This is a genomic window from Arenicella sp. 4NH20-0111, assembly GCF_040366405.1.
Taxonomy (GTDB): Bacteria; Pseudomonadota; Gammaproteobacteria; order Arenicellales; family Arenicellaceae; genus Arenicella.
In genome coordinates, this window is sequence record NZ_BAABWF010000001.1 from 403,080 (window position 1) to 426,804 (window position 23,725).

The following is a 23,725-nucleotide window of genomic DNA, read 5'->3' on the forward strand; positions in this document are numbered from 1 at the left end:
GCACAACGTTATCAAAGTAGGTTAAAGATGAATAAGGCCATTAATGAAACCGTGACGTCTGACTTTGACATAACAAAAGTCAGATCAGACTTTCCTGCGTTAGACCAAGAAATTTATGGTCATAAGCTGGTTTATTTAGACAACGGTGCCTCTACTCAAAAACCGCGCCAAGTAATCGACAAAGTAAAGCAGTATTATGAACGTGATAACTCCAACGTTCATCGAGGAATTCACACGCTGAGCCAGCGAGCGACGGACCAATTTGAAGCGGCTCGGGTCACTGTTCAGAAGTTCATTAATGCACCATCTGACTCTGAAATCATCTTTACGAGCGGCACCACTGAATCCATCAATTTGGTGGCGCATTCTTACGTCCGTGCTTTTCTTAAAGCCGGCGACGAAGTGATAATTTCAGCCATGGAACATCACTCTAATATCGTTCCTTGGCAACTGCTAGAACAACAGATTGGCATTAAGCTTGTCATTGCTCCGATCAATCACAATGGCGACTTCTTGTTTGAAGAGTTCAAGGCACTGATTGGTGAAAAAACCAAGTTTGTCGCCATCACTCAATTATCCAACGCACTTGGCACCATCACGCCAGTTAAAGAAATCATTCAAGCTGCGCATGCCGTGGGAGCCAAGGTATTAATCGATGGGGCGCAAGCCATCGCTCATACTCACGTCGATGTGCAAGCGCTCGATTGCGACTTTTACGCGTTCTCTGGGCACAAGATATTCTCACCCACGGGCGTGGGCGTGCTTTACGGCAAACGAGCACTTTTGGATTCAATGCCTCCATACAAAGGCGGTGGAGAAATGATCAAAGTAGTCAGCTTTTCCGGCACGACCTTTAATGAAGTACCGCATAAATTCGAAGCTGGCACACCGAACATTGCCGGCGTCATTGGAATGGCCGCGGGGTTGGATTACGTGAGTGAACTCGGTATCTCTAAGATCGCGAATTACGAACACGATCTACTTGAGTATGGAACGCAGAAGCTGTTGACAATAGAAGGCCTTAAAATCATCGGCGACGCTGAACACAAAGCAAGCATCCTCTCCTTTCAAATTGACGGCGTACACGCATCCGACCTAGGAACACTCTTGGACCATCAAGGAATCGCGATTCGAGTTGGCCACCATTGCGCTATGCCAGTAATGGAATTCTTTGGCGTAGAAGCAACCGCTCGCGCCTCACTCGCTTTTTATAACACTAAGGAAGACATAGACGCCTTAGTTTCGGCCATAACCAAAGCCGTTGAGATGTTAAAGTAACTATCATGACTGAAGAATTAAAACCTTATATCGTACCGCACGAACCGTCAGGCAAGCCCGTAGATGAAGCGGCCTTACGTCAACGCTCGCCCGAAGAATTAGGGCCAGATATTGTGGACGCTTTGCGTACCGTGTACGACCCTGAAATCCCCGTTAACATCTATGATTTAGGCCTTATTTACGGCTTTGAGGTAGATGATAACTATTTTGTTGACGTTACCATGACGTTAACGGCCCCTGGCTGCCCAGTTGCAGAGACCTTCCCAGGCATTGTTGAAAATGCCGTGAAGAGCGTCGTTGGCGTATCTGATGCTCAGGTTGAGTTGGTATTCGACCCACCTTGGACCATGGACAATATGTCAGAAGAAGCCAAACTCGAACTGGGAATGATCTAAACACACTGTGATTCTGCTCTCCAAGATAGCGAAAACCCTGTTCAATGCCTTCCCGGCGGTGTCGCTAAGAATACCTCGCGGCCATATGAAAGGAGTTCGCTGGCTTCTTGGCTCCGCCAACCCTGGTCAAGCTCTCGGTCGGTATGAACCGGAACATGAAGCACAGTTTATTCAACTATTGCAAGGGTCATCAGTACTGTGGGATGTCGGCGCGCACGTGGGTTGGTATTCTATGCTTGCTGCAAAACATCTACCCCAAAGTGCAACTATTCTTAGTTTTGAACCCAATCCAAAAAACGTCAACTTCTTGGAGCGGCATTGCCTATTAAACGGCTTTACGCAAATTAAGGTGCATTCAATTGCACTCTGCAATTCAAACGGATCCGCTAATTTTTCCGACAATGCTCAACAAAGCCATCTCCGTGCGGAAGGGGAATATAAAGTAAAAACTGCGCGTTCAGATGATTACATGGATGAGCTTAATACAGCGCCCGATTTTATAAAACTCGATATCGAAGGGGCCGAATACGATTTTCTTAAGGGTGCTGAACGCCTTATTTCAATAAATCGGCCACAAATATTGCTATCCGCTCATGGACACCAGAAGAGAGACCAGTGCATTGACTGGCTGGAGAAACATGAATACACCATTCGGCATTTAGTATCGAACGAACAGCAAGGGGATTACGTATTTCACGCAATCCCTCCAAAAGATTAATCATGGTAATACCCGCCCCACACGTGGCTTACACACAAAGCTCATAAAAGCCTCAAACTCTTAAAAGCACTCTAGCGCTAATCTCTAGCGGAAATAAACCAACTAGATGCTTTTTATGAATTCCCGTCCTCTACTCAAATGCGCTGGCATATTTGTCATCCTCATTATCTTCTCAGCCGTGCTAAGCATGGTGGAATACAAGGTTTCTGAACGTCAATCGTATCGTGATCAAGCGACACAAACTGTGGCTAAGGGCTGGTCACACCCGCAGCTCATTGCCGGTCCAGTTCTCCGACTGAGCTTTGAAAGGAAATACATTGATCGAAAATTTGATAAAGAACTTAAACAGTACGTCGAGATTCAAAAAACTCGACGCTGGTCGGAGTACCGACTATTTAGCAATGTCATGATCAACGCTTCTTTGGAAATGCAAGAACGATACATTGGCATATTTAATGTGCCAGTTTACACCGCAAAAATAGCTCTTTCCGCAGCACACCTAGCTAACGATTTACGTGACACTACACATTTAATAAACGCAGAGCTACTGATCTCTATAAAGGACATTCGTGGTCTTGCAAACCAGCCTCTACTAGCCTGGAACGATCAAAATATAGCCTTCAAACCTGGGACCGCCCAACAACTGTTGGGAAGCTACATCGAAGCCCCCATACCCCTGACCTTATTGAAGTCAGATGCCAATCTTAAAATGGATTTAAACCTCCGAGGCGTAAAAAAAATCGGTTTTGTTCCTACCGCTCAAAACCTGTCGGCAACTCTCACCGCACCTTGGGCTCACCCCTCTTTCATTGGCAACTACCTACCCAGCAAACGGACGGTGAATGAAAGTGGCTTTAGCTCAAACTGGACCGTCAACAGCTTTGCCAGCTCGATAGAACGCGTTCTAAAAGCATGCACTAAAGAACCTCAACAATGCGCCAACACGCTACAAAACAATCAATTTGGCGCACACCTAGGCAACTCTGTGGACGTCTATCAGATGACCGACAGAGCACTGAAATACGGCTTTATGTTTATCGCATTAACCTTCGTGGTTTTTGCTCTCTTAGAACTACAAAGACGCTATTCAATCCACCCGATTCAATACGGTTTTGTGGCCGCTGCTTTGGCTATTTTTTACCTTCTCGTAATCTCTCTTTCGGAACACATTGAATTCAAAATAGCTTACGCAATTGGCAGCGCGGTGTGCACTTTCTTGATTTGTTCTTACTTACGCGTAGCACTCGGCAGCACACGCGTCGCGCTTTCACTGTCGGCGGCATTTGTGAGTCTATACACCATGATGTACGCCATACTCCAATCTGAAGATTATGCTTTTCTAATGGGAACACTTTTAGTATTCGCTCTGCTCGCTGGCATCATGTTCGCAACGCGCAATATCAATTGGCAGCAATTGACGTTACAAAATCAAGAGCAAAACCAGGGCGACGAAGTTTAACGCCCATTAAAATCGTTTTTTGTTCTCGAATCAGTCACAAACGGACAGGTCATATCGTCTTTAAAGTATGAACATACTTCGAATATGACCAAATCCACTGACTTACAGCACAGGGTCATCACAGTCATAGGCATTAGGTTGCTCTCTCAATCTCTGGGTGAGCAACTAACCAAACTACTAGGAAGACACAAGATGATACAACGGTTTTTACGATCGCAGCTGCAAAAATTTGAGCGCCAACATAACTATGACGCCAGCTATATGCACCACATAAACCAACATTCGTCTAGCGCAGCCGCTCGCCTCTTATTGTTTTCGGCGATGACTGACTTCAAGGGGGCTAACGTTAATGTCTGGGCAGGAGCCGCTCTGAACAGCACATTGTCCGGCGATTGTGGCCCGTGTGCGCAACTATCAATAGATCGCAGCATTGAGCTAGGAGTTCCCGCCGAAGGCCTTAAAGCCTGCCTAAACAAGGATTGGACACAAGCCAAGGAAGTTGGCTTGGGCTTTCGATTTTCTAACGCAGTACTGGAGAATAGTGACTCTTTGCAGCCACTTCGTGATGAAATTAAACTAGAACATGGCGAAACAACGCTCATCGCTGCCAGCTATGCAGCAAGCTGTTTTCAGGTTTACCCTTTGATCAAGCGAGCGTTAGGGTACGATAAACAGTGCGAACAATTACAAATCGATGACTCAACTCTTGCTTACGTGCCATGACAATTGAAAACGACACTCAAGTATTTGAGCAGTACCGACCACAACTCATCGCGGTTGCCTACAACATGCTCGGAGAACGTGCCGCGGCCGAAGACACCGTTCAAGAGGTATGGGTAAAGTGGCATGCCGTTGATAAATCAACGATTAATACTCATGCTGCTTGGCTTACTAAAGTCACGACTCGTATAGCGATTGACAGCTTAAGATCAGCACGAGCAAGACGAGAACTGTACGTCGGGCCATGGTTACCAGAACCCATCATGGATCAAGCGCCTAATGAACCAGAACGCGCTTTCGACGTTGCAAAACAATGCGAGTTAGCGATGCTGTACGCCATGGAACGTCTTACACCTCACGAGCGCAGCGCATTTATCCTTAGAAACGTATTCGACAGTGACTACGATGAAATAGCACAGACACTGGGTAAATCAGAGGCGGCGTGTCGTAAGCTTGTAAGCAGAGCCCGTACAAAGATTAACTGCGAATCATTGTCAGATACCGCAAAGGCTCACGACATTTCGAAGGTGATGAGTCGTTTCATGCACGCCTGTCAAACCATGAATCACCAACACGTTCTCGAATTACTGGCTCCGGATGTAACCGCAATTAGCGATGGCGGAGGTAAAGTAAGAGCCGCCCTAAGGCCACTAGTAGGACAAGAAGAAGTGTGCCATGTTCTGCTTTCAATTGTTTCAAAATACAGCACGGATTTGAATTTTGAGACCTGCGTAGCCAACAATCTACCTGCTATTAGAGTACGGAACACAGAAAACCAGAATATGATCTTCACCCTTCGAACCAACCAACATGCTGAAATCGAGTGGATCTACATACTCCGAAATCCGGATAAACTTAACTTCTAAAAATATTTCGGTGCGTGACGCCCAGTTGAGTCTTATACTTCGACGTTGATTCTGATTCGTATTCTTCACCTTCCATGCAAGAGCCTGACATTCTATCCGTACTCAAAGACGCGCAGACCGCATTTCGAGCGGGAGACTTTGCGAACTCATTGAAGTTCTATGAACACTTTTTCGACCACGCACTGGACGACGACCCATACGCTTTATACGCGGTTCGCTTATCTCATTGTTTGGATGGATGGACAGAGCTGGCCCATGAGTTTCCTGGGGCTAAAAAGGCGTTGGAACGTAAAAAAAACGAGATGCTTGACGCGTATTTCGAGAAGGGGCGCGACCCGGAACGTTTTCATGACTTTTTCGCGCTATGCCGAGCACTAGGACGTGAATCAGAGGCCTTGGAAGAGTTTCTAAAACTGCATAATCATGAGCCTAAGTCCGCTGCCAAATTAAGTAAATACGTGTGGAACGATCTATTGCATAACGAGCACTGGCAGATTTGTTCAGAGCTAATGGTCGAGAGCAATCAAAAACTCGACGAATTGTTGGCGGTGTTCGATGAAGCAGCCAAGCTCAAAGAATTCGACTCATCGTTTGACAATCCAAAATTTGAGCAGCATATTGTAGACAACTTGTTAAATGACTTACAAAATATAGTCATGGTTTTACGTCACGCAGATCGACACGATGACCGCAAAGCCCTAGAGCGTCAATTTCACCAAGCAGTTGATCAAAGAAACCACCCTCTTCTGAGTAAACAAGTTCATGCAAAGAGCTCATTTTTATTTTCGGGGCACTGATGACCGTAGATAAGTCTTTTCAATAGTGCCAAAATGCACATATAACGAAGAATCGCAGATGAACGAACGTACCGAAAACGGCCTGTTTTACAAAACCTGGCCAGCAAAAGATGCAAAAGCCGCCATCCTACTCATTCATGGACTAGGGGAACATTGCCAACGCTATGAACACGTGGCCGCTGCCTTTAACGGTGCAGGGTATTCACTTTATTCAATGGACCTCCCCTGCCACGGCAAATCATCAGGCAGCCGGGGGCACGTCGACTCGTTTTCTGTGTTTGAAAACGCCGCGCTGTCGTTATACGACTCAATCGGTAAAGATACACCAATTTTTTTATTAGGTCACAGCATGGGTGGCTTAATCGCCGCTCACCTTCTATTGGGTCATCAGGACAAATTTATTGGGGCTATGCTATCCGCAGCAGCCATTCGAAGCCCACAAGAACCTCCCGCTTGGCAGGTCGGAATCATAACATTGATAGCCAAGCTTTTTCCAAAAGCAGGAATGTTACAGCTCGATGCATCTGGGATCAGTAAAGACCCTGTCGTGGTTGACACTTACATGAACGACCCGCTGGTGAGTCAGGATAAATTGTCAGCGAATTTTTTACTCGAAATGACCAATACCATGGAAGCCGTTAAGAAAAATGCGAATCAAATAAATCTTCCAATTCTCATCATGCATGGCACTTCAGATACAATGACCGCTCCCTCAGGCTCAGAACTTTTGCACGCGCAATGCAGTAGTTCGGACAAAACATTACGACTTTACGACGGGTTGTACCACGAAATTTTTAATGAGCCTGAGCAAAATCAAGTCCTCAGTGAGGTCATTGATTGGCTTCAAAATCACGCTTAACGACCGTTTTAACAAAAAATTACACCGAAAATCCTTATTTATTAGCGTTCTATCGCAGACATTTGTTAGGATACCTTTAGATTCGTTGGGAAATCTGGGGGTTGAGAGATCAAAAACTATACGCTATTAAATATGGCGATTAAGGGTTGTACTTGGATTTTAGCATTATGCTTATCCTCAACCGCTTACTCGCAGACATGCGGTACCGGACCAGCCGTTGCCATCGCTGACGGCTCGGGCTCTGCTACGCCCGGTGCAGTCGCAACCGCCTCCATTGTCTTTCCGGCTTTCTACACCAACGCCATCACTGATTTAACGTTCGATCTCAATATAACCCACACGTACGTCGGTGATTTAATCGTAACACTCACCAGCCCTGCAGGCACCGTAGTGACACTGATGGATCGCCCTGGTGTCCCAGCGAGCACCTTTGGCTGCAGTCAAAACAATGTCGACGCTACCTTTGACGATGCTTCTGGGGTTGCCGTGGAAACCGAGTGCTCAGCCGCTCCCGCGATTAGCGGCACACTCAATCCAACGGGAAGTCTGTCTTCCTTTGATGGCGAAACCCCAGCGGGCACATGGACCATTTCGGTCACTGATAATGCTGGCCAAGACACAGGCAGTATCGTCCCCACAGGAAGCTGTATTGACGTAACCACCGTACCGGTGGTACTCAGCGCGTTCACGTCAGAACAAAAAGGAAGGCACATTCGCACCCGTTGGCAAACAGCCAGCGAAGCATTTAATTTAGGCTTTAACCTTTGGGGAAACATCGAAGGTGAATGGACTCAACTCAACCGCAAACTAATACCAAGTAAAACCGTCGATTCAGTTGAACCTCAACATTACCGCAAGCGATTCAATGTAAATAAATTGCCTTCACCGCCCACGGAAATCGGTATTTCTTCAATTTCCAGCTCCGGATTCGAAGAGTTCTATGGCCCGTTTCAAGTCGGGGAACAATATGGCGAACTGGCTGTGCCAAAAGCCATTGATTGGACCGAACAACGAAGCAAATACGCTCAGGCGATGAATGACGCCGGTTTCGAATACCGAAAGAACCGGTGGAGAAAAGTGAACAGGCGCATCAAGGCGTTTGATGAACGCAGACAACGCCGCTATCCAGACAGTTGGATAACCATTGATGAACCTGGAGTGTATCGAATAACGCACGAGGAACTGTTAAGCCATGGCGTAAACTTAGACAAGTTTCCGGTTAAGCATTTAGCGTTGACGCAAGCTGGCAAACCGATTCCAAGAATCGTCAAGGGAAGTACACGACGCGCTCGTCGTTTCGGCGCTGGTGGAGAAATCATATTCTATGCCGAGCCTCCTCAAGGGGAAGACGCAAGATTTAGCAACGTAGCAAACATCAGGATCTCGGCCGATGTGACCAACGTACTAAACGCACCGACAATCGCAGCTGAATCAGACGAGGGTGATGCACAAGATATAAGCGAAACGCACATAACTCGTATTGGATACGGAAAGCCAAACGGCTACTCATTTATTATTCCTGGAGATACGCCTTGGTACGATGAAGTAATTTACGCGTTTGGACAAGTAGGCTCAAAGACCTTTGAGTTCGACGTCGATGACACGGCAGAGCTCAATCAACCTGTTTCGTTTATTGCAAATTTGATGGGTGGCACCAGTTTCGACAACGTGGATGCCGATGGGGATGGCGAAGTAGAACCAGATCATCACTTTCGCCTATTCCTCAATCGAGATACATTTCCTGACCCAATTTATGAAGGCTATGCCGAAAAAGTCGACGCAGTAAAAATTGAATCCAACACCACTGGGCAACTCCAATTCGGTGTAAACCGCTTCGAATTGGAAGTGATACCTGACAATGGTCATAACCTTGATGCAGCTTACTTTCTTAACGCAAAAGTAGGCTTCGCCAAACAAAATAACGTCAACAAGGTTCATCACCAGTTTGAGCTTACTGACGACCAAGAATGGGTAGCCTTCAATGATGTTAGTCAGAGTATTAAACGGGCCTATGCCTACGACACGGCAGGAAACTTTTCTCGCTTAAATCTTCTAGAAAGAGCCAATTCCAAACTTGTAAAGGTGGCTAAGTCAATTGGCGAAAGCACAAAGCGGACGATATGGCTGTCTTCTGAGACCGGATACCTCAGTCCAACAAGTATCTCGCGTGCACCCACCACCAATAGCCAAGATCTGAACCTAGAAGGCATTGATTATGTGGTCATAGCGCCGCCTGCGCTAATAACTGAAGATTTAAAGCGATACGTGAAAGCACAGGTTAACGGCGGTCGAAACACCAAAATCATTAGCGCCTTTGATATCTACGCCAAATACAGCGATGGGATAGAGAACCCGAACGCCATAAAACAGTTTTTAAACGCATCGGCACTCGGCAAAGACAACCTCAACCAATCTGAATTCGGCTACGTACTATTGGTTGGCGGGCACACCTATAACTACCTAGGCCATAACGTCGCGAACGATGAACGTCCGATTAATCTACTTCCGTCATTCTATCGACCCGGGCCCGATTCCATTAACCGTCAAATACCAACAGCCGTTCCATTCGTTGATTTTAATGATGACGGAGCGCCAGACAAAGCCATAGGTCGATGGCCGGTTCGTGACGCAGAACAACTCAAGCTGGTCGTTGATAAAACGTTAGCCTGGCACGCTACAGGATCAAACAAAGATAATTTACACGCGTTACTGATCGCCCAAAAAGACGAAGATCTCAATAATTTCAGTGCGTCTCTGAACCGATTAGAAAATCGTATTGGGCATCAGGATCAGCCTTGGAACAATGTCAATAAAGTTTACTTTTCTGACATTCTTGCGGACACCTCTGTTCCCACTGATGACAAGGTTAATACCGCACGTGATCGCTTAGTCGACGGATTCAATCAAGGGCCGGCGTTAACGGTTTACAGTGGCCACGCTTCACCAACGAACTGGGGCAATCAAAACTTATTGACGACCTCAGTGGTTGATCGGTTCACTAATTCAGAGCAGCCAACGTTAATCGTGCCTCTAGCTTGTTACACAACCTATTATGAAACGCCAAACGTAAAATCATTAGCCGAAAGGCTGTTTACCGATAACCCTGCCGGAGCCGTTGGTTTAAGTGGCCCTGCGCTCCTGAGCTACGCGTCTAGCAATGAGCGGTTTGCAAAAACTTTGTTTAGATTGATGACACAGGAAGGTAAAGATCTAGGCACGTCGGTATTGATGGCGAAACAAGCATTATTAGGGACAGGGGAACGCAGTCAAACGGTTATCTACAACTGGGTAACACTTGCGGATCCCACGCTCAGTTTCGGGCTACCGGCTGCGGACCTGATTGTTGACGATGATAATAAGAAAGGTCAAAATTAAATTCATTTAGAGTACTATCGGTGCATGGATGCACTCAGTCTATTACCTAGTTCCCTTACTATTCTTGATGCTCTTGCGCTCACTCTAGCCAGTCTGTTTACCTCGTATCTTACCGCCTCGATTGGCATAGGCGGTGGCACCATGCTTCTGGCTATTATGGCTCAGTTAGTACCGATCAAAGCCTTAATCCCCGTTCATGGAATAATTCAACTCGGGTCCAATCTGAGTCGAGCAGGATTGCTTCGAAAAGACATAAGCGTTTTACACGCAGCGTATTTTCTACTGGGGTCGATGATTGGCGCAATTGTCGGTGGCAATCTTGTTATCACTCTTCCTGTCACGATTCTTCAAATCGTGCTTGGCACTTTCATTCTCTTTTCAGTTTGGGGACCTAAAGTTAAAACAAACGCATCAAGCGTCCCATTACTTTGTATTAACGGTGGCATTTCGACTCTGCTTACTATGTTTGTTGGGGCGACTGGGCCATTTGTGCTCGCCTGCTTACGTCCATTCACATTTTCTCCAACGAAGTTGGTTGCAACCAGCGCGGCTTGCATGGTCATTCAACATTTGCTCAAAGTAATTGTGTTTGGGCTCTTAGGCTTCGCCTTTACCGACTATGTGCTTCTTATGATCGCAATGCTTATTGCAGGCTTCATAGGCACTTTATTCGGACGTAAAATGTTACTAAAAGTCGATGAGCGAAAATTCAATATAATGCTCAATGCTGTGCTCAGCGTCTTGGCACTAAAACTGTGCTATTCAGGTTTGATAAACGTCTTCTGACTTCGAAGATGCATCTAAGAAAAAATGGTCAACACCGCGCCTTCAGGGTCCTGAATCACATAATAGGTGTCACCTGAAAACGTGTTCGGCCCAGACAGCACCTTGCCCCCTGATGCAATTACATTATCAATGCTATTCGTCACATTGGCCACTCGAACGTACATCATCCACTGAGGAGGAATATCTTGGTTCACCCCCTTTGCGTGGCAAACTCCAGCGACCGTTTCACCGTCTTCAGCTAGGCTCATATTAAAGTCATCGTAGTCTCCCATGGAGACTGGTTCGGCGGTCCATCCTACTACCTTTTCATAAAAGTCACTCACCACGGTCGCGTTCTTAACGGTAAGGTCGCGCCATTCGATTGCTCCAATGCGTTTTTTATCAGTCATATTATGATCCTAGTGAACAAAAACCAGGTTTAAGCATAGCAAACTCAGCGTCAACTTTGTCGTGACTCAGTCTCGACTTGACTTTGCTAAACTCGGTTTATCTAACAGTAATTCACTCGTCACCATGATTAAGGCTCAAACAAACTCAGAGCAAGTACAAATTGTGCTCATGCCTAATAGGTCTATGTCTTGGAAGGCGAACAAAAAAATTCTTATCATTCTGTTTCTATTTAACATGACCATCGCCTTAGCTTGGACTGCGATGGGCGCATGGATGGTGCTCCCCTTCGCAGGATTAGAAATTTTTTTCGTCGGGATAGGCATGTACTACGTCTCATGGAAACTGAATTTCAAGCAAATTCTTACAATCGAAAATGAATCGCTTGTCTTGCAGAAGGGCGTCTATTTCCCAAAACAAGAATGGCATTGGCAACGAAGCGCCACAAGATTAGTTCAGATTCCAAATAACCATCGATTGAGCGCACCCTCACTGTGGCTAAATCACCTCAATGAGCAAGTCGAAATTGGTGATTTTCTAAACCTGGATGAAAAGAAACAACTAAGAAAGCAACTTCAAGATTTGGAAATCCCCTTGATCACAAAAAGCCGACCAGTTTAGGTCCATCGATTTGCGTTTCCGCCTTAAGACCGCCATAACTCTTTTCTCCCTGTGCTTTGTCGCAGCTTGTTTTAATGACCCTGCTTCTCCTGCAAAAACATATAGCCTAAGATTAAGCAATGTGTTGGCCGTAGACGGACCTTCACTCATCTGGTCAATGCCAACCTTTCCTCAACAAAGAGAATTACGGACCGAGCAAACACAAAGCCTCATTAGTATTCGAGAGTTTCTAGGGTTAAGGCAATGCAAACTTCATGTCATCATCGCCCAGCGTAACAGCCAAATCGGGAAAGTAGCTTCCCCTTCACAACGTTTAAAGTTTGACTTGGAAATTCTAAGCCATGGACCCAAATGCTTAGACAAGATTGATAATCCTACGCTGCGTAAAAAATTGTCTAATTTCCTCGCCGTAAAAAGGAAACGTATACCCCACACTTTATGGTATGCACTGTTAGCCCAATCTGAATATAAAGCACTGTGGTCGCAAAAAAGCCATAAGGACATTTACCCAGAGTTTGTAAGTAACGCTACGATCACTAATGATTTGCGTAGATTGAATGAATTTTCCAGTCGCGTTTTATCGGGAAGCTTTAATTATTCCACTGAAGAATTCAATGACATTGAGCGTACCTTAGGCCGTTTGCGATTGGGGGACGCCGGGCAATTAATGTCTGAATTATCAGAACTTCACCATTACCTAGAGCATGCCAACCAAGCCATCAGACAGCGTTTAGAACGCAAACTTTGCCCTACACCTAGGCCGAATGAACAAGCCCGATACCTTAATAATGTGGTGCTTAAATTTTTCATTAAACGAGTGCAAGCCCAAGCCGTGTTACTAAAGCGCCGCTACGAACAATTATTACCGTCAATCTTAGAGCTCGAAAGCCAGTTGATGCCCTACTCCACGGCGGCCTTTCAGAAATGGAGTAACGATAGAAATGACCATATTAGTCGAGGGCTATCGGCAACTTTTTCACACTCAAAACAATTGCAAAGACTGTTTGAACAATGTGGACTGCGCCCAGGGAAAAGCGATTAGCGGGCTTTCTTAAGCCACATCAAGCACAGGCAAAACCCCACTATTGCTCCTCCAATATGCGCGAAATGCGCAATATTACTTCCGAAAATAGAAATACCTGTGAAGCCTCCAGTCAAATCTATTAGCAACAATATCGGGACAAACACCTTTGCGGGAATCGGTACTGGCAAAAAAATCAACATGACCTTCTGATTTGGAAACAACATCGCAAACGCAACCAATATTCCGTAAATGGCCCCAGAAGCGCCAACCATTCGATCACTAACTTGATTCAGTAAATACTGATCAATTATTTGGGAAATAACCGCTGCACCAACACCACAAGCCAAATAAAAGATCAAAAAACGCTGTTTGCCCCACACGCGTTCCAGAACTTGCCCAAAGAACCACAGCCCCATCATATTAAACAGCAGATGAGTAAACCCTCCGTGCAGAAAAACATGAGAAAGTAGCTGCCAATATTCAAAGTAAGACGTTTGCCAGCTGTACATCTCAAACACATTTGGGGCACCTGCGAAGAGTGCCTCAACTAATACATAAACAACCACAGTGACCAAGATAATCCTATTGGTCATTGATTGTAGTAGTGCATTTACATCGATCATTTATTAAGTACCTGTCTATCGGACAATATTCGCCGTTTAAAAAAAGCCGGATAAAATTGGTTTATACTCAGCGCTATGCAGAACATTCAAATTCGATCAGCTTCGCCTCATAAAAAAGGCTCCGAAACCTTGGTGGTAACGTTGCATTCTTTTGGAGCTCGTATCACAAACATACAGTTCGATAACAAAGAATTGGCATTAACTTACCCCGATAAAGCGCAGTTCGAAACAGATCAGTTTTATCTGGGAGCGTCCATTGGCCCAATTACGAACCGCATTAGTCGCTCTACGCTAAAAGTTCATGATCAACTATTCACGTTACCATCCAACGAAAGTTCGAATTGTTTACATTCAGGGTCCGGAGGATTCGATCTCTTAGACTGGCCAATCGTAGCGAAATCTGACTCCCAGGTTGTGTTTGAATTAGATTACGATTTAGCCAATATCGGCATGCATGGCACCCTAACCACTCAAATAACCTACCGTATTGATCACAATAAACTCACAGTAGAGTACAACATAGTGTGTGATCAAGATACGTATGTTAATACGACCAATCACGTCTATTTCAACCTCTCCGGCCAAAGTGTTGGCGAACAAAATCGCCCCATCAACGACCATGTATTTACTCTTTACGGCGACCACTTTGTGGATGTGGATGATTCAGGCATTCCAACGGGTATTACCACGCCGATCGAATCACCTCTTACCTATTCAATTGATTCCAGCTGTAAATACACCGCGCTTAGTGGATCAGTAGATCATCACTTTAATGTTCAAGAGAACGATGACTTGAGTATGAAATTAATGCTGGAAGCGCGATCAACCGCCAGCAAAGTTCAATTGCGCGTTACCAGCAACTCACCAGGCTATCAATTTTATACTTCAGCGCATCTAGGCAAACCGTTTAGTCAATCTGGCGGATTTTGCGTCGAAACACAGTACGCACCGGATGCAATTAATCAACAGTCGTTTTACTCACCTTTGTTACAAGCAGGCAAACCCAGAACGCAAATAACCACATTCGGCTTTTCGATAGAAAAGTGACGCTAATGATGCCTATCGATGCTGATCGATTAAAATCGGATTCCCATCAGGGTCTTGCAACATAAAACTCGCTGGGCCTTGCGTATTCCCGTCGACTTCACTAAGCAGCTCAACACCCGCTTTCTTGAGAGTCTGTTGAATAGCTCGAATGTCTGAATACTCATCAAGGTTGCCCGCACTCTGATCCCAGCCAGGGTTAAAAGTAAGCATGTTTTTATCAAACATGCCCTCAAACAAACCAATTAATGTGTCATTGGATTTCATAATCACCCAATTCTGATCTTGTTCTCCCGCAAATTTTGTGAAGCCAAGTAGTTCATAAAACGCCATGGACGTTTCGAGATTCTTGACGGTCAAACTCAATGAAAATGCTCCTAAAGACATCACACTATCTCCTAATTTGAAAAAGTAGGTCTTATGATTGCCATTTTCGAACATTAAGTTCAAATTTAATTGATGTTTACTTGTCCTAATTTAAACAAAGATTAAACGATCAATAACGGACAAGATAAAATCATGACCTATTTAATCGCCATAATTAACTACCTTACTGCCCCGCAATCACACCATTCTAATACCAAACAATGCAACTATCCCAATGACTACTATGGTGATCAACGCTGCCAAAACTGACACTCAGAAGCCTCCGGTTAACTTGTGGCTTCACTCTCCAAGATCGATTAAATCCGACAACGCAGTTTGTATGTGCGCGATGTGGCGCGGATTCGATAAACGGTGATCTCCATTCTTAATCAGTTGAAGTGTTGCGTCTTTAGAGGTTAATTGCGCCAGTACTCTCTCTGACCGTTGCCATTCGACCACATCATCGTCCACTCCGTGAATAAGGCGAACTGGAATCGTTAAATCAATCGGTTGATCCAGTAAATAGTGCGCACCCCCATCGTCTATAAGGTGCTGGTATACGCGGTAAGGTAATTGATCGCCATACTCATTAGGCACACTAAAATAATTTCTTCCGCTCTCGTCAGACAGCGTGGGCAGCCCCTTTAATCGTGATGGGTAGTAACGAGTCATATCGGCAGCGCACGCAATTAACAATAACCCGCCTACTATCTTTGGCTTTGCTATCGCGGCAAGCAGTGCGATCCAACCTCCCATGGAGCTGCCAACCAACATAACCTGTCTACTCTTGGGCAATCGTTCGATCACATCAAGCGTGTCATTTAACCAAGCGCTAATACTTCCTTTCGCAAAATCTCCGCCTGACTCACCGTGCCCGCCATAGTCAAAACGAATAAATTCGATATTATTCTGCCTACAATGAGTCTCTATGGCCAACGCCTTGGCGCCTTGCCTTGTGGAATTGAATCCAGGACAAAAGACAACGCATGGGGAATCACCGTCTATCCCGGTCACGTCAGGTAGGACGTGGTCATAAGCCAAAGGGTAGGAGGTGCGGGTTAGTATCATAAGGAAAGCAGGGCATTAATGGTTAAATTTAGAACGTTCACCGTTATACTGAGTAAGTGCTTTTGTCCGAAACGACGGTTTAAAACTTACCCCAGAATGAGTGAAACTCTACAACTTGGCTTCTTATTAACTCGTTCTAGTCGAGATCGTAGCGGGAAAATTGAGATCGAGTACTGGGTGGCAACGCCCTCAGGTCCTGTAAAGTTAGTTATCTCATCTGAGCAATCTATTTTTTTCATTTCCATTAATCAATACGCTAAGGCGAAAGAGCTACTAAGCCCATTACACCCCGCGGTCATACTCAAGGAGCTTCAGCTAAAAACCTTCTCTGGTGAGCAAATTATTGGAGTCTATTGTGACTCCATCAAGACTACTTTTCAAATACTAGATACGTTGAAACACCACAGTATTGAGGTGTTTGAATCAGACTTTAGACCTCACGACCGATATCTAATAGAGCGATTCGTCAGAGGTGGTCTAGCGTTTGAGGGCAACACAAATCGATATGACTCCCACACCGAATATCATCAGACTAGAGTAAAGAGCGCTGCTTACACCCCTTCTCTAACATCTCTATCATTGGATATCGAATGTGCGCTTGACGGTGAGCTGTTTTCAGTTGGTCTTGCAGGCAAGCTTCATCATACGGATGTGCGTCAAGTAATAATGATCGGCAAACCAGAGCCTGCCGACACCGATATTATCTGGGTAAATAATGAAAGAGAACTCATATTGTCATTATGTAATCGCATAAGACACTATGACCCGGATCTGATCACAGGATGGAATCTAATCAATTTCGATTTGCGAATCCTGATAGGGCGCGCACGAAAACACAACCTTCAGCTATCCATTGGCCGAGGTGGGGCAAGCGCTAGCTGGCGGGCGCGGCACAATGACGCTCAACGCGGCTACGTAAGCATTCCTGGTCGCGTAGCCATAGACGGCATTGATGCTCTGAAGTCTGCAACATGGAGCTTCTCCAGTTTTTCTTTAGAACAGGTTGCACAAACGCTGTTAAATCGAGGTAAAAAAGTCGAGCGTGACGTCGACGATAGAATTTCTGAAATTGTGCACAACTTTCATCATGATAAGCCTGCCCTAGCAGCGTATAACTTAGAAGATTGCGTCTTAGTATTGGACATATTTTCCCACACAAAAATAATCGACTATTTAGTCTTGCGCAGTCAAATGACCGGCTTAGAGCTGGACCGTGCAGGCGGTTCGGTTGCGGCGTTTACGAATCTTTATTTACCTCAACTTCATCGGGGTGGATACATTGCTCCCAACCTGCCGCCGAGCGGTGGCCTGACCAGCCCGGGAGGATACGTTATGGAATCGATACCGGGGTTGTATAAAAATGTACTGGTGCTGGATTTTAAGAGCCTTTACCCATCAATCATTCGAACTTTCAAGGTAGATCCAATGGGCTTAATCGAAGGTCTAACTAACCCAGCAAACAGTCTACCTGGGTTTCGCGGCGCGAAATTCGACAGAGAAAAGCACTTTTTACCGAAAATCATCTCCGACCTATGGCGTCAACGAGATCACGCTAAAAAAGAGGGTGACAGCGTACGCTCTCAAGCCATAAAAATTATCATGAATTCCTTTTATGGCGTATTGGGTTCGGGTGGTTGCCGTTTCTACGACACAAGGTTAGCGAGTTCTATAACGATGCGCGGGCATGAGATTATGCAGACAACAAGTCGATGGATAGAAGACGCTGGTTACACCGTAATCTATGGCGATACAGATTCCACGTTTGTGGCATTAAATGAACAACTTAAACCAGAGGAGTGTCGACGTATTGGCCAAGAGCTTGCCACAATGACCAATGCGCGTTGGCAAGAGACATTAGCCACGGAATACCAAATTGAATGCCTCTTGGAGATAGAATTCGAAACACACTTTAGCCGATTCTTAATGCCCACCATTCGCGGTTCAGACGCAGGCAGTAAGAAACGGTACGCCGGCCTGATAGTCCATGCCGAGCAAAACAGTCAAGGCAAAAATGAAACCATCGTTTTCAAAGGTCTTGAAAACGTAAGAACCGATTGGACTGAACTCGCCAGATCATTTCAAGGCAAGCTGTTCGACCTAGTCTTTCATGATCAAGACCCTAGCGAGTACGTAAAAAGTACCGTGATCGAAACGCTGACTGGACAACGCGACAACGACCTCGTTTACTCGAAACAACTTCGGCGAAAGCTCGATCATTACGTCAAAAACGTGCCACCTCAAGTAAGAGCTGCAAGAATTGCCGACGAACACAATGCCTCGACTGGGAAGACATTAAGGTACCAAAACAAAGGCTGGATCTCATACTTGATGACAACCAATGGTCCAGAGCCCATCGAATATCACCTCTCTAACATTGACTACGAACATTATGTAGAGAAGCAATTAAAGCCAATAGCTGATGGAATATTACCATTTATTGGCCTAGATTTTGATACGCTGGTCGGCAGCCAACAACAACTTTTTTGAACACCCACTCTTGCTCACACCCCAATCACGACACTGTTTGCGCACTCCCTAAATTAATGAAAAATTTCACAATAATATCCACACTATTTCTTGTTTTTTTCCTCACCGCATCCGTTGCCGATACTCGCAAAGATACCCATTTCAGCGCACAGGCCTCTTTTGAAGAACTTAAGAATGTACTGACTCAGCAATACGCCTATATCGACCGCCCAGGGGTCGACGTAGAAGCTTTATTTTCAAAATTTCAAGATGAAGCCATATCCTCAAAAACCAAACAAGCGTTTTTAGACGTAGCTCAAAAACTGCTAAGGCATTTTTATGACCCACATTTAAATCTAGGCCCGTATAACGAAAGTGACTTTAGTGTTTTTCCAACGGGTTCAGACATTCGTGTTGTGTATATTGATGGAAAATTCATCATCGAAGACGTCAAAAGCAAAGCAGCGGCAGATAATGCCGGAATCAAGCCCGGTGCTGAAGTTATGTCCATCGATGGGACACCCATCGAGCAAGCCATTGAAATGCTATTCGGGAACAAGGTTAGCGAGCTCTCTCTTAATCAGGTCAACTATGGCGCCAATGTCGTTTTAGGTGGATTAAGAAATCAACACAGAGCCATCGAAATCAAGACGTTGAATCAACTCAAAACGTATGATTTGCCGCCAAGTTACAAGTCGATCAATGACATGAGGGACGGCCCTACTCTTTATTATTCAATATCCAACGGTATCGGGCTTATTAAGTTCAATAATTCCCTTGGCAATAGCAAGACTGCGGCTGAGTTTAAAAAGGCATTATCAGCCATGTCAGATACAACGGCCTTGATCATTGACCTCCGCAACACGCCCAGTGGCGGTAACACCAGCACGGCTGAACCGATCATGGGCCACTTTGTCGACAAAAAGACAACGTATCAGCTCTATCAACAACAAGCCGCTGGCGTAAGATACCAAGATGCTGAAATGAAGAAAGCCTATGTCGAGCCTTCTTCTCCTTATTACGCCAAACCGTTTTTGGTATTGGCCGGTCACTGGACCGGCAGTATGGGCGAAGGAATGACAATTGGGCTGGACGCCCTAGGCGCTAAGACCATCATAGGTGCACCGATGGCGGACTTATTGGGCGGTATAAAAACAGTAACACTAACAAACAGCAACGCCTGGCTATAACTTGGTTTTGAACGTTTGTATCATGTTAATGGGTCATTCAGAGAAGATTTTGAACCGCGAATATTACTGAAAACCGCCGACCGAGATAGATTGGGCAACGACCCAGCGCTATCAAAAGCGTATGAATTTTTCGATGAGTTCATTGGCGATAATCCCAAAGCCAACCAGCACTAGCGCCCCGGGGGAATACAAGCATGATACGTACGGCTACAAAAGAAGACGCTGAAGCGATTGCCGAAATCTACAACTACTACATAGCTAACACCATTATTACGTTTGAAGAACACGCAATCGCAAAAGATGAGATGGCCAATCGTATCGATTCAACCATTAGAGACAAGCTTCCTTGGCTGATAGCTGAAGAAAATAAAAACGTGCTGGGGTATGCCTACGCCAGTAAATGGAAAGGACGTTGCGCCTATAAACACTCAGTAGAAACAACTGTATATTTAGACCAATCAGCCACATCGAAAGGCTTGGGAACTGCCCTTTATAACAGCCTGCTTACCAAGCTAAAGGATGAGAAGCTGCATGTTGCAATCGGCGGTATTGCGTTACCAAATCCAAGCAGTATCGCCTTACACGAAAAACTTGGGTTCGAAAAAGTCGGTCAATTTAACGAAGTAGGCAATAAGTTCGGCAGCTGGGTGGATGTTGGGTATTGGCAGCTAACTTTAAACAAGTACTAGGCGCCCTAAACAGCAATACCGTCTATTTGTCTTTATTCATCCTCTAGCTTTTCGACGATCATTAGCGTAAAAATCGCCACCAGAAAAGAGACAAGCAACGTTGAGGTCAACACATGATTTTCATGAAAAGCCGCAGTAAGTAGCGGTTTTATCGTTGGGTACACCAAAACAACACAAACACTCAAAACAAGCGCCAACCATATGGCTCTCTTGTACTGATGGTAGAATAACCGTCGTTTTAGCGTTGCTGGCATCACCTGAAACTGAGCATTTTGTGGCTTTAAACTTTCCTCCAAAGCCCGATGTTCTTGCGCTAATTTTGACAGTGACCAATTATCTGAATCTGTGTTTTCTATCATATAAAGCAATCTCCACTAATGAGTGTTCAATTTATCCTTTGCTCGTTTTATGTACGTCTTTGCTGTCCCAAGTGGCGCATTCATCGTAGTTGCTACTTCCACGTGCGTCAGCCCACATACCTCGGACAGCAATATTGCGGCTCTTTCAGTATGAGAGAGTTTATTCAACGCATTCTGAATATCCAGGTCTCCTCCGATATCTGGGAGGTGAGAGTCACGAACGAACCCCTCAAATGCCGAAACCAATCGCGAGAATCTCATGCTTTTTCGATTGGCCTGTAAAAACTCTTTGTAACCAATACCAAACAACCAAGTCTTAAAGCTGGATTTGGCTTGATACTTAGATATGTTTATATACGCTTTTAATAGAGTCTCTTGGCGTATATCTTCCGCTAAACTGGTGTTGTTTGTCAGTTGTGTCAAAAACGCCAACAAAGGTGCCTGGTGTGGCCGTAATAAGAGCGAAAAGGCATCCCCATCGCTCGTGTTTTGCACAAGAATTACAAGTCTCTCTTGCGAGAGAGAGGTGAAATCTACGGCCACTGGAGTCACTATTTCTTCGAAAGAAAATAAAACATCAAGTAAACCGCCCCTATCGCGGCGGGAAAAACAGCCAAACCAAATACAGCGTCACTGAGTTCAGGTGAGCGCAAAAGGCTTAAAAATCGACTGAACGTTGCAACTGCAACCGCAAAGGCCATGAAAACAATGCCACGCCGTAAGTCCTTAGAGAGAGTCGAATCATCCCGCTTAATGGCTTCTATAATCTCGACGTCTATGCTATCAGCCCGTTTCAGCGCAATAAAAATAGCTTCCATCTTTAACTTCTTTATACGGTATTGATGACGAAGAATTAAAGCAATGACTACAACTATAGACAAAAACACGGCAAACGGCACAAAAGCATCAATGATGGGGAACATAAATTTCTCGTAGAATCGTGATGATTATTTAAGGGCGATACAACAATGATAACTAAGATCTCGTGACCTAACGAAAGTTTGCCGACATTAACTGATTTCCGATCACCCCAAAATGCTCAGATACTATTTTGGTCCACAGCTTAGTGGCATTATCGGAATTTGATAGCACCACCAAACCTCTTTTAGAGTTTGGTAACATAACGGCCAGCGCGTTCGTACCTTGATCACTTCCCGTGTGTTGTAGCGCATATTCACCAGAACGCGCTCCTGGATCTAATCCATCAAAACGCTGCCAACCTAAGCCAAAGCCGATGTCACGCTTGATCTCAACCTGAGCGTTGAACATGTCTTGATATAGATCATGGTCTAGTTCAGCACCGTTCAACAAATGAGCCATAAATACACCGTAGTCTTTGGCAGTCGTTATCAGGTTATCAGCCGCATTCAATGTCTCATGTTGATCCAACGTCAACTTAAGACCCTGCGCATTATGTTCATATTGATAACGGTCTTGATCAACACGATCACTCCAATAGAAATGCGTATCACTCATGCCCAGTGGGATAAACAATACATCCTTGGCTATTTTTTCAAATGGCCTACCCAGTTTTGCTTCAACGGCCCTACGAAGGTACTCAAACCCTTCGCCTGAATAGTGATATTCAGTGCCAGGTTCAAAGTTAAACGTGAGCTTGTTATTTTTCGCCTGATGGCGCCAATTGGGGAAACCTGATTGATGACTCAATACATGGCGAGATGTCAGTTTTCCCAGAAAAGAATGGCCGCGTAAATCGTCGTCAATATGGTACTTAGCCAAAGATTCATCTAAATCCCAATTTCCCGCGTTAACCAACTTCAAGACCACCAATGCAACGATCGGCTTGGTTAACGACGCAACGTTATATAAGCCGTTTATGGGGGATTTACCATCAACGCTGAATACACGAACTTGCTGTAACACACCTTCGTCAACAACGCCTACCGCCATAGACGGAATCTTAAGACGATTAAGTATTGCTCTGACTTCAGATTCCTTCCCAAACACACGGGGGCGATACCCTGCATCCAATTCCTGCTCTAAGGAAGCTGATGGGTACGTTATGGCGGGGTTTTGATGATCGAAACTCAGAACTCTTTTGAGCTTCCATACGCCATCATCCACAACCCAAAGGTGCGAAAACTTAGCCTCACCCGTTTTATACAGCGGCTTGCCGGTTTCCCGTATGTAAAAATCATGCTCACCAGACTGAATGGCGCCATAAATGTTGTTGTTATCACGCATTTCGAAAACCTTCATGGAGCCGGCAGCCAATTTTCTGATTGGCTTCCTGTTGGGTGACGAGCAAATATTTTCTTTTAGCGTGTTCATAAATTCAGCGCGCGTTTGCACACCACTTTTGTCATGATAAAACTCAAAATCACCATGCACTAAATTCTCGATAAGATGCAATTGACAATCATTAAAGATCTTATTGAACAAAACGGCGTCTAACTCAGCCAGTTTGTTGAATAAATCATGCCCTGTTTTCTCTGTTGCGTGTGCAGCTGAACTCAATAGCAACAACATAATGATGACTCTGTATCTCATGACAATGCCTTTAACGAATTGGTGTGGTTTCATCTTTGATGCTGCGACTAGCCGATTTGGATGTATTTATTTCATTCTGATTGAATCGGATAATGTCACTTTAGACATCGCGGCAGAATTCGAA

General features: G+C 45.1%; 25 protein-coding genes. 17 read left to right on the forward strand and 8 right to left on the reverse strand.

All coding sequences use genetic code 11. The annotated features are described in order from the left end of the window. Positions 1-27 precede the first annotated feature (27 nt). The 10 genes from ABWW54_RS01685 to ABWW54_RS01730 all read left to right on the forward strand — a co-directional run bounded on the left by ABWW54_RS01685 (position 28) and on the right by ABWW54_RS01730 (position 11,253). Entirely contained in the window at positions 28-1,278 is a 1,251-nt protein-coding gene (locus ABWW54_RS01685) for a SufS family cysteine desulfurase (protein ID WP_353409454.1), read from the forward strand. Positions 1,279-1,283: 5 nt separating this feature from the next. Next, positions 1,284-1,673 carry an SUF system Fe-S cluster assembly protein gene (locus tag ABWW54_RS01690; protein ID WP_353409456.1) on the forward strand — a complete coding sequence of 130 codons (390 nt, stop codon included), beginning with the start codon at positions 1,284-1,286 and terminating at the stop codon, positions 1,671-1,673. Positions 1,674-1,758: 85 nt separating this feature from the next. After that, entirely contained in the window at positions 1,759-2,391 is a 633-nt protein-coding gene (locus ABWW54_RS01695) for an FkbM family methyltransferase (protein WP_353409458.1), read from the forward strand. Between the two features lie 115 nt (positions 2,392-2,506). Then, positions 2,507-3,850, forward strand: coding sequence for a cell envelope integrity protein CreD (gene creD / locus ABWW54_RS01700; RefSeq protein ID WP_353409460.1), 1,344 nt, complete (start codon positions 2,507-2,509; stop codon positions 3,848-3,850). 84 nt (positions 3,851-3,934) lie between these two features. After that, positions 3,935-4,573, forward strand: a complete 639-nt coding sequence (locus tag ABWW54_RS01705) for a hypothetical protein (RefSeq protein WP_353409462.1) — start codon at positions 3,935-3,937, stop codon at positions 4,571-4,573. Then, on the forward strand, positions 4,570-5,436 hold the full coding sequence (gene sigJ / locus ABWW54_RS01710; RefSeq protein WP_353409464.1) for an RNA polymerase sigma factor SigJ: 867 nt from the start codon (positions 4,570-4,572) through the stop codon (positions 5,434-5,436). The genes ABWW54_RS01705 and sigJ overlap by 4 nt, the downstream gene beginning before the upstream one ends. A gap of 74 nt (positions 5,437-5,510) precedes the next feature. Then, the gene (locus ABWW54_RS01715) at positions 5,511-6,233 is read left to right on the forward strand and encodes a hypothetical protein (protein WP_353409466.1); all 723 of its coding nucleotides are present in this window, start codon (positions 5,511-5,513) and stop codon (positions 6,231-6,233) included. Positions 6,234-6,291: 58 nt separating this feature from the next. After that, complete coding sequence (locus tag ABWW54_RS01720; RefSeq protein WP_353409468.1) at positions 6,292-7,092, forward strand: alpha/beta hydrolase; 801 nt, start codon at positions 6,292-6,294, stop codon at positions 7,090-7,092. A 132-nt stretch (positions 7,093-7,224) separates the two neighbouring features. Next, positions 7,225-10,467, forward strand: coding sequence for a C25 family cysteine peptidase (locus ABWW54_RS01725; protein ID WP_353409471.1), 3,243 nt, complete (start codon positions 7,225-7,227; stop codon positions 10,465-10,467). A 24-nt stretch (positions 10,468-10,491) separates the two neighbouring features. Continuing rightward, on the forward strand, positions 10,492-11,253 hold the full coding sequence (locus ABWW54_RS01730; protein WP_353409473.1) for a sulfite exporter TauE/SafE family protein: 762 nt from the start codon (positions 10,492-10,494) through the stop codon (positions 11,251-11,253). Positions 11,254-11,267: 14 nt separating this feature from the next. On the opposite strand, the gene ABWW54_RS01735 is transcribed toward ABWW54_RS01730, so the two are convergent. Then, entirely contained in the window at positions 11,268-11,642 is a 375-nt protein-coding gene (locus ABWW54_RS01735) for a VOC family protein (protein WP_353409475.1), read from the reverse strand. 61 nt (positions 11,643-11,703) lie between these two features. Between ABWW54_RS01735 and ABWW54_RS01740 the strand changes: the two genes are divergently transcribed. Both ABWW54_RS01740 and ABWW54_RS01745 read left to right on the forward strand, forming a co-directional pair. Continuing rightward, the gene (locus ABWW54_RS01740) at positions 11,704-12,261 is read left to right on the forward strand and encodes a DUF2244 domain-containing protein (protein ID WP_353409477.1); all 558 of its coding nucleotides are present in this window, start codon (positions 11,704-11,706) and stop codon (positions 12,259-12,261) included. Between the two features lie 10 nt (positions 12,262-12,271). Next, positions 12,272-13,303, forward strand: a complete 1,032-nt coding sequence (locus ABWW54_RS01745; RefSeq protein ID WP_353409479.1) for a DUF3080 family protein — start codon at positions 12,272-12,274, stop codon at positions 13,301-13,303. Here ABWW54_RS01745 and ABWW54_RS01750 read toward each other — a convergent pair. Then, entirely contained in the window at positions 13,300-13,908 is a 609-nt protein-coding gene (locus ABWW54_RS01750; RefSeq protein ID WP_353409481.1) for a rhomboid family intramembrane serine protease, read from the reverse strand. The two genes, ABWW54_RS01745 and ABWW54_RS01750, sit on opposite strands and share 4 nt — an antisense overlap. Before the next feature lie 75 nt (positions 13,909-13,983). Here ABWW54_RS01750 and ABWW54_RS01755 point away from each other — a divergent pair, with 75 nt between their 5' ends. Continuing rightward, positions 13,984-14,955: an aldose epimerase family protein gene (locus ABWW54_RS01755; protein WP_353409483.1), complete on the forward strand. Its 972-nt coding sequence runs from the start codon at positions 13,984-13,986 to the stop codon at positions 14,953-14,955. A 12-nt stretch (positions 14,956-14,967) separates the two neighbouring features. On the opposite strand, the gene ABWW54_RS01760 is transcribed toward ABWW54_RS01755, so the two are convergent. After that, positions 14,968-15,339: a VOC family protein gene (locus ABWW54_RS01760; protein ID WP_353409485.1), complete on the reverse strand. Its 372-nt coding sequence runs from the start codon at positions 15,337-15,339 to the stop codon at positions 14,968-14,970. A gap of 279 nt (positions 15,340-15,618) precedes the next feature. Next, positions 15,619-16,386 (reverse strand): alpha/beta hydrolase, encoded by a 768-nt coding sequence (locus ABWW54_RS01765; RefSeq protein ID WP_353409487.1) that lies wholly within the window; start codon positions 16,384-16,386, stop codon positions 15,619-15,621. Between the two features lie 96 nt (positions 16,387-16,482). On the opposite strand from ABWW54_RS01765, the gene ABWW54_RS01770 reads away from it, so the two are divergent. From ABWW54_RS01770 to ABWW54_RS01785, 4 genes are read left to right on the forward strand one after another with little or no spacing between them, the layout of a single operon-like run. Then, positions 16,483-18,873: a DNA polymerase II gene (locus ABWW54_RS01770; RefSeq protein WP_353409489.1), complete on the forward strand. Its 2,391-nt coding sequence runs from the start codon at positions 16,483-16,485 to the stop codon at positions 18,871-18,873. 56 nt (positions 18,874-18,929) lie between these two features. Continuing rightward, complete coding sequence (locus ABWW54_RS01775) at positions 18,930-20,042, forward strand: S41 family peptidase (protein ID WP_353409491.1); 1,113 nt, start codon at positions 18,930-18,932, stop codon at positions 20,040-20,042. A 15-nt stretch (positions 20,043-20,057) separates the two neighbouring features. Further along, the gene (locus tag ABWW54_RS01780) at positions 20,058-20,216 is read left to right on the forward strand and encodes a hypothetical protein (RefSeq protein WP_353409493.1); all 159 of its coding nucleotides are present in this window, start codon (positions 20,058-20,060) and stop codon (positions 20,214-20,216) included. A 20-nt stretch (positions 20,217-20,236) separates the two neighbouring features. Continuing rightward, positions 20,237-20,731 carry an arsinothricin resistance N-acetyltransferase ArsN1 family B gene (locus ABWW54_RS01785; protein WP_353409495.1) on the forward strand — a complete coding sequence of 165 codons (495 nt, stop codon included), beginning with the start codon at positions 20,237-20,239 and terminating at the stop codon, positions 20,729-20,731. A 32-nt stretch (positions 20,732-20,763) separates the two neighbouring features. On the opposite strand, the gene ABWW54_RS01790 is transcribed toward ABWW54_RS01785, so the two are convergent. The 4 genes from ABWW54_RS01790 to ABWW54_RS01805 all read right to left on the reverse strand — a co-directional run bounded on the left by ABWW54_RS01790 (position 20,764) and on the right by ABWW54_RS01805 (position 23,634). Further along, a complete protein-coding gene (locus ABWW54_RS01790; protein WP_353409497.1) occupies positions 20,764-21,090 on the reverse strand; it encodes a hypothetical protein in 327 nt (108 codons plus the stop codon). A 15-nt stretch (positions 21,091-21,105) separates the two neighbouring features. After that, on the reverse strand, positions 21,106-21,585 hold the full coding sequence (locus ABWW54_RS01795) for an RNA polymerase sigma factor (RefSeq protein ID WP_353409498.1): 480 nt from the start codon (positions 21,583-21,585) through the stop codon (positions 21,106-21,108). A 56-nt stretch (positions 21,586-21,641) separates the two neighbouring features. After that, on the reverse strand, positions 21,642-22,013 hold the full coding sequence (locus tag ABWW54_RS01800; RefSeq protein ID WP_353409499.1) for a DUF6249 domain-containing protein: 372 nt from the start codon (positions 22,011-22,013) through the stop codon (positions 21,642-21,644). Between the two features lie 67 nt (positions 22,014-22,080). After that, a complete protein-coding gene (locus ABWW54_RS01805; protein ID WP_353409501.1) occupies positions 22,081-23,634 on the reverse strand; it encodes a serine hydrolase domain-containing protein in 1,554 nt (517 codons plus the stop codon). Positions 23,635-23,725: the final 91 nt, after the last annotated feature.